Annotated in this window: 7 protein-coding genes; 6 read left to right on the forward strand and 1 reads right to left on the reverse strand. The window is 42.5% G+C overall.

All coding sequences use genetic code 11. The annotated features are described in order from the left end of the window. Positions 1–2,321: SusC/RagA family TonB-linked outer membrane protein (locus WKF69_RS11915; protein WP_340382153.1), on the forward strand; the 2,321-nt coding region annotated here is incomplete at its 5' end. Positions 2,322–2,331: 10 nt separating this feature from the next. Next, a complete protein-coding gene (locus tag WKF69_RS11920; RefSeq protein ID WP_340382154.1) occupies positions 2,332–3,891 on the forward strand; it encodes a RagB/SusD family nutrient uptake outer membrane protein in 1,560 nt (519 codons plus the stop codon). A gap of 59 nt (positions 3,892–3,950) precedes the next feature. On the opposite strand, the gene holA is transcribed toward WKF69_RS11920, so the two are convergent. Continuing rightward, positions 3,951–4,982 carry a DNA polymerase III subunit delta gene (gene holA / locus WKF69_RS11925; RefSeq protein WP_340382155.1) on the reverse strand — a complete coding sequence of 344 codons (1,032 nt, stop codon included), beginning with the start codon at positions 4,980–4,982 and terminating at the stop codon, positions 3,951–3,953. 863 nt (positions 4,983–5,845) lie between these two features. On the opposite strand from holA, the gene WKF69_RS11930 reads away from it, so the two are divergent. The 4 genes from WKF69_RS11930 to WKF69_RS11945 all read left to right on the forward strand — a co-directional run bounded on the left by WKF69_RS11930 (position 5,846) and on the right by WKF69_RS11945 (position 9,476). Next, complete coding sequence (locus tag WKF69_RS11930; RefSeq protein WP_340382156.1) at positions 5,846–6,307, forward strand: type I restriction enzyme HsdR N-terminal domain-containing protein; 462 nt, start codon at positions 5,846–5,848, stop codon at positions 6,305–6,307. Positions 6,308–6,852: 545 nt separating this feature from the next. Next, positions 6,853–7,107 (forward strand): hypothetical protein, encoded by a 255-nt coding sequence (locus WKF69_RS11935; protein WP_340382157.1) that lies wholly within the window; start codon positions 6,853–6,855, stop codon positions 7,105–7,107. Positions 7,108–7,191: 84 nt separating this feature from the next. Then, positions 7,192–8,376, forward strand: a complete 1,185-nt coding sequence (locus WKF69_RS11940) for an aldose epimerase family protein (RefSeq protein WP_340382158.1) — start codon at positions 7,192–7,194, stop codon at positions 8,374–8,376. A gap of 14 nt (positions 8,377–8,390) precedes the next feature. Next, the gene (locus WKF69_RS11945; protein WP_340382159.1) at positions 8,391–9,476 is read left to right on the forward strand and encodes a glycoside hydrolase family 43 protein; all 1,086 of its coding nucleotides are present in this window, start codon (positions 8,391–8,393) and stop codon (positions 9,474–9,476) included. The last annotated feature ends 142 nt before the right edge of the window (positions 9,477–9,618 follow it).

Consider the following 9,618-nt stretch of genomic DNA (forward strand, 5'->3'; position numbering starts at 1 on the left):
TAGGTCATTATACAAGCTTACAGACAACTGCAAACCGGATAGAGATTTTAACAGGACAAGAGTACCTTGATTACGTAAACGAATCTGCACAATTTGTGCCCGGACCGAGTGGTTTCGGACAAACGGATACCAGTTTACCTTTGGCATATACGGGCGATATTGAAACCACCGACTGGATTGATCTTATTTCCCAGAACGGTTTGGTCAACAATACTGACCTCTCAATAGGGGGAAATTCGGACAACTCCAATTATTATGTATCATTTAACCATTTCGATCAAAAAGGCATCGTGAGAGCTTCCGGTTTACGAAAAGGGGGGATCAGGGCGAACCTGGATATGAAAGTTACCGATAAATTGAGAAGCGGAATACGGTTAAATGCTGCGCAATACAAGACCGAAAACAATAAGGTTGCGTACAGTGGAATTGTCAATACGGTAGTGCCAATAAGGAAAGTATACGATGCAAACGGAAAATTTACCGGCCAAAATCCGATAAGCTCAACTATCCAACGCAATCCTGAAGCAGATATTCAGTTGAGAACTGATCACGACCTCGTTACAAAATTAACTACTAATGCCTATCTGGAATACGAAATTATCAGTAATCTGAAGTTCAAAACTACATTAGGCGCCGACCTCACCTACAATAAACAGAACGACTATTTGCCGGGAATTCTTCCGGAAATAACTACCGGTGGTTTTGGAAGGATTGCTACAAATAATCAAAAGAGCATTTTGAACGAAAATACATTTAACTATAACTTCAGTACCGGGAAACACGCATTCAAAATGCTTGGTGGATTTACTTTCCAAAAAGACAATAATGAAAGTACCTTCGCTGAATCAGATGGCTTTTCAAATGACGCTGTAACGTTCAATAATCTTGCATTAGGGGATGCAGCAACTGCAAAAGTAGGTTCGGGATATGGTCAGCGTGCACTGGTCTCTTATTTAAGCCGGATAGACTATAACTTTAATAGTAAATATCTGCTCACGCTGGTAGGAAGATATGACGGTTCCTCAGTGTTTGAAACTGGAAATAAATACTCCTTTTTCCCCTCTGCTGGACTGGCGTGGAATGCTGATCAGGAAGAATTTATGAAAAATATCGATTGGGTTAGCAGTCTTAAGGTGAGAGGAAGTCTGGGTAAAGTTGGAGAGCAGGGTGTTGCAGCTTATAATTCGATTGCTACCTATGATAATACATTGACCACCTTCAATGAAAACCTGGCCAATGGTATCTTAGTTGGTGCCGTGCCCAGTAATGGGCTCACCTGGGAAACGACAACCCAATTAGATTTAGGCGTCGAAGTTGGTTTGTTAAGAGATCGTATCAGTTTCGAGGTTGATTATTATAATAAGAGAACTTCCGACCTTTTATTGAGGGTTGCATTATCCGGTCAGGTGGGAGCTAATTCTACCACCCAGCTTCAAAATCTGGGATCGGTAAGAAACAGGGGCCTCGAATTTTCATTTAACTCTCAGAATATAGACCGGAAGAACTTTTCATGGCGTTCGTCATTAATCTTATCGGCTAACCGAAGTAATATCCTTGCATTGGCCGGTCAGCCATTTATCAATCTGCAGTCGACCGGTAACCAGGGTGGCAATTCCGCACGGTTAATTGTAGGGCAACCTCTCCCGGTATTTGTAGGAGCAAAATATCTGGGAACTTATAAATCGAAAGAAGAAATTATTGCCGATAAACAAATTGGGGTGTTTCTTGGAAGTCCCCGTTTTGAAGACCTGAATAAAGATGGTGTTATAAATAATCAGGATGCACAAATAATTGGCAGTCCCCAACCCGACTTTTATGGTGGTCTTAGAAATAGCTTTAAATACAAGCGATTGGCATTGGATGTGTTCGTTCATGGACAATACGGCTCAGAAATATTCAACATTATTTCTCAGGGATCATTTTTCGGACGTGGGGATCAAAATGTTTCTCCGATAGTTGTGGATAGATGGAAACAAGGAGTTAATGAGACATCAGATATTCCGCGGGCGGGCACTTCCTCGGGCATATATAATTCAAATAGCACCGTCAATATTGAAGACGGCTCTTTTCTTAGGTTAAAGAGCGTTTCGTTAAGCTATGACTTCCCAATAGAAAAAACAGGGATGAGTAAAGCCTTTCGTAATTTGAATGTGTACTTAACCGGAACTAATTTGCTTCTGCTTTCCAGTTTCAAGCTGGGCGATCCGGAAGTGAATAACTTTGAAGCCGGAAGTGGATTCAATTCAGTTTCTCAAGGATTTGCAGGTGGTCAATATCCCTATGCAAAATCATTCACCATGGGTCTAAATGTTCAATTTTAAGATTTTAGAAATGAAGAAGTTTTTTAAATTTAAATTTATAATCGCCTTAACTGCATCCTTCTTTTTTACAGGTTGCGAGAAATTTTTAGAAGAAGATTTAAGAGATCAGATTACTCCTGACAAGTTCTTTAATAATGACAAAGAGGCCGAGCTCTCGGTTAACGGAGTGTATAGGCTCCTGCACGATAATAGCTTATATGGCCAGCGGGGTTTGGATAACTATTACATCAGCGGCGCTGATATCCTCGGTCCCAGCAGAAATGTGAATGGCGAGATTCACAATTACTTAATTCGGGAAGGGGTTGCAGACGGGAATGGCACCTGGATTAAGTTATATCAGATCGTAAATAATACCACTGAGTTCATAGGCAACATAGAAGGCAATGCAAAAATATCTAAGACATCTCAGGAAAGAAATATAGGACAGTTACTATTTTTAAGAGCCTTAGCCTATTATCATTTAACAAACCTTTGGGGAGATGTTCCTTACTACAATGCACCGATGCCTGTTCTGGAGAAATCTGTTTTGGGAAGGACTGCGAAGAGCACGATAAGGACTGCCATGAAAAGTGACCTGGAGAAAGCCATTCCATTGCTTGCAGTATCCTACTCTGGCAAAGATTTGGGACGAGCTACAAAATGGGCTGCAGCAGCATTAAAAGCAAAATATCATCTCTTTGACAAAGAGTGGGCCAAGGCGAAAGCTGAATGCGATTTTATTATTGACAACTCGCCGCACACTTTATTGTCGAATTTCTCTGCTGTTTTTGATCAGTCAAATCCAGCTAGCCAGTACAACCAGGAGCTGATTTTTGTAGTGGATTTTACAGCGAATCAGGGTGGTGGGCTTCAGTTTTCCCGAACCGATGATTACAATCCCCGGATCCGGGACGAGCCTTCCAACCGAAACGGAGATATTACTGTCAATGGCGTCACTATGAAACGCACAGAATATTTCCAAAGCCTGTTATTGGCCCAGGGAGAGGATATGACCGGATTCGGATTTGCCATTCCCCTGCCGGATTTCGCACTCAAATCAAACTGGCAAACCGGCGACTTACGTTATGATGCAACTATAGTAACAAACTATATCGGTTTTCCCTTATCGTTCCCGTATTTTCGTAAGAGCTGGAATCTAAATCAGGCTAATTCTGCACGTACAAATCATCCCGAAAACTATATTGTATTTAGGTTAGCGGATATTTATTTAATGGCTGCAGAAGCGGAGAACGAATTGAATGGACCGGCAAACGCATACAAATACGTTAATAAGGTGCGGGAAAGAGCGTTTAATCCTGCTCAGCCCTGGAGTGCTTTCACGCAAGGTCAATTCAGAACGAAGATGTATGACGAGCGTAAATTCGAGCTGGCAGCAGAAGGGCATAGACGAATGGACCTGATTCGCTGGGGAATCTTGTTGCAAGTGGTAAAAGCGACTAAACACAGAGCTTTTAATAACCCTGCAGCAAATATTAAACCGTACCATGTTTTGCTACCAATTCCGGAAGAGCAGGTCAACTTAAATCCAAATTTGTTGAAATCCGACCCGACCAACAACGGCTATAGGTAGCAGGGAATGAAAATCCTGCCTGACAGTGGTATACTATAGTGCGAAGGCCGGTTAACATCTTAATGTATAATTTTAAATAATAATTCTTTCATTAGTTCCCCCTGTTCGGTATTGCCGCTTGCATCAACGCCTTTTGTCTTCAGGTCGCACTCCCGCAGGTAGCTGATCACCTGGAATGTCTTCTGTTTGCTGAAGCTTCTGCCGGCAATTTCATAATCTTTCACAAAGAATGGTGCGACTCCAAGCTCTCTTGCAAGTCCCGCGGCACTTTTATCTGTAGCATAGTGATATTTTAAGACTTTGGAAAAATAGGTATTCAAAGTACCCAGCAGTAACTGTATAGGATTATTTTTGGGATTTGCCGCGAAGTAGTTGATGATCTGATTAACTTTAAAGGCATCCTTCCGGGCTATAGCGGACTGCAATTCAAAAACATTGTACTCCTTGCTGATACCTATATTATTTTCAACATCGCTAGAATTAATCTCATCCCCTTTCTTCACGTTCAGCATCAGCTTTTCCAGCTCATTTGCTACTTTGGAGAGATCGTTCCCCAGATATTCGGCCAGTAATGCTGAAGCCCGGGCATGAATGGTATAGCCTTTCTCACGCACAAAATCTTCTATCCAGGCAGGCACCTTGTTTTCGTATATCTCTGCAGATTCGAATACAATACCCTTCTTTTCAATTGCCTTATAGGTTTTCTTCCGTTTGTCGAACTTGCCGTTCCGGTAACAAAAAACAAGAACGGTACTGGACAAGGGGTTCTCAAAATATGAGAGCATTGGATCTGCCGATTTCTTATCGTCATCACCATCCTTTCCCCATTTCAGATCCTGCGCTTCCTTTACCAGCACAACCTGGTACTCACTCATCATGGGGAAACGCTTTGCGGAATTGATAATGCTCATCACGTCGCTATCCTTACCATAAAAAACGGTTTGATTAAACCCCTTTTCGGCATCGCTAAGAACATTTTCCTCTATATAGTCACTAACCTTATCGATATAATAAGACTCCTCACCATGTAAGAGATACACCGGCTTGAATTTCCTGTTCTTAAGGTCCTTAATAAGATCGTTGATGTTCATTTTGGAAGCTGCAAAATACGAAATATTGCAAGCCTTTCAAGACTTGCAGTTATGAAATAATTGGTGTCGGCAAAAGTTCGAAATGAGATTACATGAAGAGTCGGAGGTTCCAGCTTTCGCTGGAATGACAATCCGTGGGGGTAGAATAGGGGGATTCCGGCCTTCGCCGGAATCTGGGTCGCATCGCTTTTCTGCTTTTTTATAATATGCTGAGCACAGGTCTTTTTTACGTACTGCGATCCTGACGAAAGTCAGGATCTCCCCAATACTAAAAAATGCATGTCATTCCAGCGAAAGCTCAATGTCATTAAGTTAAGTGGCGGGAGGTTCTGGCCTTCGCCAGAATGACAAGACATAAGTAGGGATTGGGGAGATTCCAGCCTTCGCTGGAATCTGAGTAATCTTCATTGGCTCGTTATTAAGTTTTGTGTGCCACCTCGGCGAGATCGCTTTTTGGAACAATAACAAGCTGCGATTCCAGCGCAGGCTGGAATCTCCTATTTCTCCAAAAAAGTTGTCATTCCCGCGAAGGCGGGAACCTAAATATGACGTATAAATATTAGTGGTATAAGCTTAACTTAATGACATTGAGCGAAAGCTGGAACCTCATTGTATTTGCATTCGAATTGTTAAGAAGTTTGAGACCTCACCCAGCTACTTTTTTGATAAAACAGGGGGAAAAACAAAAAAATACACTTAACGATAATTACTCAAGCGATAATTTAAATATCAAACTTTCCCCGGACACCAGCAGTTATGAAATGCTGAAGATTATATTTGCAGATTAAAGCAAAAACTTAACGTGATTACCGTTGAATAATTTTTCATTAATATTATGCCGAATACCAGTCATTAGCATTTCAATGTTTGAGCCTACTTCCTTAAATCTGCCCCGGTACCCCTTTCGTCTCAAACAGGACGGTGATACCACGCATATATTTGATGAGATCAGGAAAAAGTTCCTTGTTCTCACGCCTGAGGAATGGGTCAGGCAGCATTTTATTCAGTTTCTCATAAAGGAAAAAAAGTATCCCCGCTCGTTGATTAAGCTGGAGGGAGGGTTGAAACTAAACTCCATTCAAAAACGCTCGGACATTTTGCTTTTTGACACGGCTGGTGAGAAAATTGTCCTTGTGGAATGCAAAGCGCCTTCCGTCAAAATTTCCCAGGCTGCTTTTGATCAGGTAGCACGATACAACTTCGTTCACCGGGTGAAATTTATCGTGGTAAGCAATGGCCTGCAGCATTTCTGTGCTGAGATCGATTTCGAGGAAGAGTCGTATAAATTTTTAGAGGAATTGCCGGAATACACTCAATGTCCTTAACTTACGATTCGCACGGCTACTGTCGTTTAGTCGGGTATGCGGATATTTTTGGAGGTTCCAGCTTTCGCTCAATGTCATTAAGTTAGGGGACGGGAGGTTCTGGCTTTCGCCAGAATGACAAGGCATAGCGAGGTATTGGGGAGATTCCAGCCTGCCTGACGGTAGGCAGGCCTTCGCTGGAATCTGAGTAATTCTCATTGTCTCGTTATTAAGTTTTTTGTGTTACCTCGGCGAGATCGCTTTTTGGACAATAACAAACTGCGATTCCAGCGAAGGCTGGAATCTCCTATTCTCCAAAAAAGTTTGTCATTCCCGCGCAGGCGGGAACCTCCATAATGGTGTGTAAATACTAGGGGTGTAAGCTTAACTTAATGACATTGCGCGAAAGCGGGAACCCCCTGTCTTACGGAAGACGCAGACAATTTTATAGTGTCAACGGAGGCCCTACAATTTTCATCCCTCAGGCTTCGTGAATTTTATCGACATCCGCTCATTATTGGAACCAAATATCGTTTTAGATGTTATGAGTATACAATCAGCATGCTATGAGTTCAGCTTTTATACGTGAGGGAGAATACCAACCATTAGGTGATGTGGCTCCAAATCCCGACGCTTTGCGATTTTATCTTCGAAAAGAGAATGGTGGAATACCGGTTCGTGAGTTAAAGGCTTATCACAGTGAAAAACACCAAAGACAGGTTTATGAGATGAGTGACGCTCTAACTTATGCTCTGAATGATGAAAATAGATGGTGTAACTTGCGCATGGGGCCAGGTTTACTTTGTATTGAGATGTTGTGATACGTACAAATAATAATATCTAACAAGGCCAGTTTAGCGTGAATTGATCTGGAAAAAAATTAAGTTTGAGAATAAAATAACAACATGCTGCAAAAACTATGTTCAGGCCTGCTTGCCTTCACTGTACTGGCTATTACAAACCCTTGCATCGCCAGCGCAGGAAATAAAACTTCCAATTTTTTGGACGTATCGGAACGTAAACTATTTCAACAAGCAGCTTTTGGCGATAGCCTTATGGGAAAACAGATAAAAATGTTCGAGATAAGAAATAATAAGAATGCGAAAGCCACATTTACTAATTATGGCGCCCGAATCGTTAGCTTATTAGTACCTGACAAAACAGGCAAACCGACCGATGTAGTTGTAGGCTTCGGCAGCATCCAGGACTTCCTTAAATCCGGTGATTCATACTTTGGGGCGACTATCGGGCGATACGGCAATCGTATAGCCAGGGGTAAGTTCATAATCGACGGTGTAGAATATTCCTCTTCAATAAATAACGGTCTGAATACGCTTCACGGCGGTAAAAATGGCTTTCAGAGCGTTGTCTGGGATGCTAAACAGCGATCAAAGAACACGATTGTTTTCACGTATTTATCCAAAGACGGTGAGGAAGGTTTCCCGGGCAACCTGAATGTAAAGGTTTCCTTTTCGCTCACTGATAATAACGAAATTAAAATGGAGTACGAGGCTACTACCGATAAGAAAACCCTGGTGAATTTAACTAACCATGCATTTTTCAATCTCAATGGAGAAGGCAGCGGGACCATTCTGAAACACCTGGTAAATATAAACGCAGATACATACACCCCGGTAGATGCGGGCCTTATCCCCCTTGGGACTCTGTCGCCTGTGAAAGGAACGCCGTTTGATTTTAATTCCCCAACAACTATTGGCGAAAAAATAAACGCGGATGATGTGCAGTTGAAGAACGGAAAAGGCTACGACCATAATTTTGTATTAAATAAGGCGAAAAGCGGGCTGAATTATGCGGCTACGGTGGTCGGTGATATCACCGGGATCAGGATGGATATTTACACCGAAGAGCCGGGGCTTCAGTTTTACACTGGTAACTTTATGAGAGGAAAGAATAGGCTTAAAAATGGAACTAAGGATGATTTCCGGACTGCTTTTGCCATGGAGACTCAGCATTTCCCGAATTCGCCAAACCAGCCTTCCTTTCCTTCTACCGTCTTAAATCCGGGAGATAAGTATCACACCGTTTCTGTTTACAAATTTTCTGTAAAGGCGCAAAATAATCCATACTGATTTTCTTAAACGATATGAATAAAATAGTTATTAATCTGTTCTTGATATTATATCTGCTCATCGGGTCATGTAATGTGCGGAAAGCGGCTGTTATCGACAAGATGTCTGAATATTCAAACCCTTTGCCGGTAGACTTTGGTGATCCCTTTGTTCTCAGGGATGGCGGCATGTATTACATGTATGGAACCGGAGCCGGCGCAAAGAGGGGATTTATGGCCTATTCTTCCGCTAATCTGAAAGAATGGAAAAGTGAGGGACAGGTGTACTTCGGAAATAATAAGAACGGATGGGGAACCGGGGCTTACTGGGCTCCGGAGGTTTATAAAAGGGACGGTAAGTACTATATGTTTTACAGCGCTCAGTGGAAGCATAATCCAACAAATGAGAAAGAAAATTTTAAGATAGGCGTTGCTGTCGCTGACAAACCTACCGGACCGTTTGTAGATTTAAACGACCGACCTGTTTTTGATCCCGGATACCCCATCATTGACGCCAATGTATGGTTTGAAAATGGTAAAACCTATCTGTATTACTCAAGATGCTGCTACAAGCATCCGGTTGAAAGCGAAGTGGCAGCCTGGGCAAAAGCCAAAGGCCTATACGATGAAATTGAGGAAAGCTGGGTTTACGGAGTGGAAATGAAATCCGACTTCAGCGGGACGATCGGGGAACCTGTCTTGTTGCTTCGTCCTCCGATCAAAATGGGTACGGATGAATGGGAGAGCCGATCAGTCACATCACAGGAGGTGAACCGCCGCTGGACTGAAGGATCTTTCATTTTTAAAAATAAAAGCACCTATTATATGATGTATTCTGCGAATAATTTTGATGGTAAGAACTATGCCGTAGGATATGCCACCTCCCGGAATCCCCTTGGGCCTTTTAAAAAGGCTGAAAATAATCCGGTACTTCAGAAGAATGAGAAAGTTACCGGCACAGGGCACAATAGCGTTACATGGTCGCCAGATGGAAAGGATATGCTTTGTGTCTACCACGGCAGGACCGCAGCCACCGGACATACACGCCTGGTTTTTATTGATAAAATGGAAATCTTAAAAGATGGCCGCCTGATTGTTCATGGGCCAACTATCATCGAATGATCAGCAGGTTACACCCATTGGTTTAAGAGTTCAGCGTAGCGCTCTTACGGGGAATTACTGCCCGGCCGAGGGGCGCATATGCGTGTTCTAACTTACGAAGTCTCTCTCCGACTTCCACGTGACTTCGTCAGTTTAAAATTCA

The organism is Daejeonella sp. (genome assembly GCF_037719425.1).
Taxonomy (GTDB): Bacteria; Bacteroidota; Bacteroidia; order Sphingobacteriales; family Sphingobacteriaceae; genus Daejeonella.

What these genes read in the sequence shown, in the direction of transcription:
- WKF69_RS11935 (WP_340382157.1), top strand. Translation starts at nt 6,853, where the DNA reads ATGAGTTCAGCTTTTATACGTGAGGGAGAATACCAACCATTAGGTGAT.
- WKF69_RS11920 (WP_340382154.1), top strand. Translation starts at nt 2,332, where the DNA reads ATGAAGAAGTTTTTTAAATTTAAATTTATAATCGCCTTAACTGCATCC.
- holA (WP_340382155.1), bottom strand. Translation starts at nt 4,982, where the DNA reads ATGAACATCAACGATCTTATTAAGGACCTTAAGAACAGGAAATTCAAG.
- WKF69_RS11945 (WP_340382159.1), top strand. Translation starts at nt 8,391, where the DNA reads ATGAATAAAATAGTTATTAATCTGTTCTTGATATTATATCTGCTCATC.
- WKF69_RS11940 (WP_340382158.1), top strand. Translation starts at nt 7,192, where the DNA reads ATGCTGCAAAAACTATGTTCAGGCCTGCTTGCCTTCACTGTACTGGCT.
- WKF69_RS11930 (WP_340382156.1), top strand. Translation starts at nt 5,846, where the DNA reads ATGTTTGAGCCTACTTCCTTAAATCTGCCCCGGTACCCCTTTCGTCTC.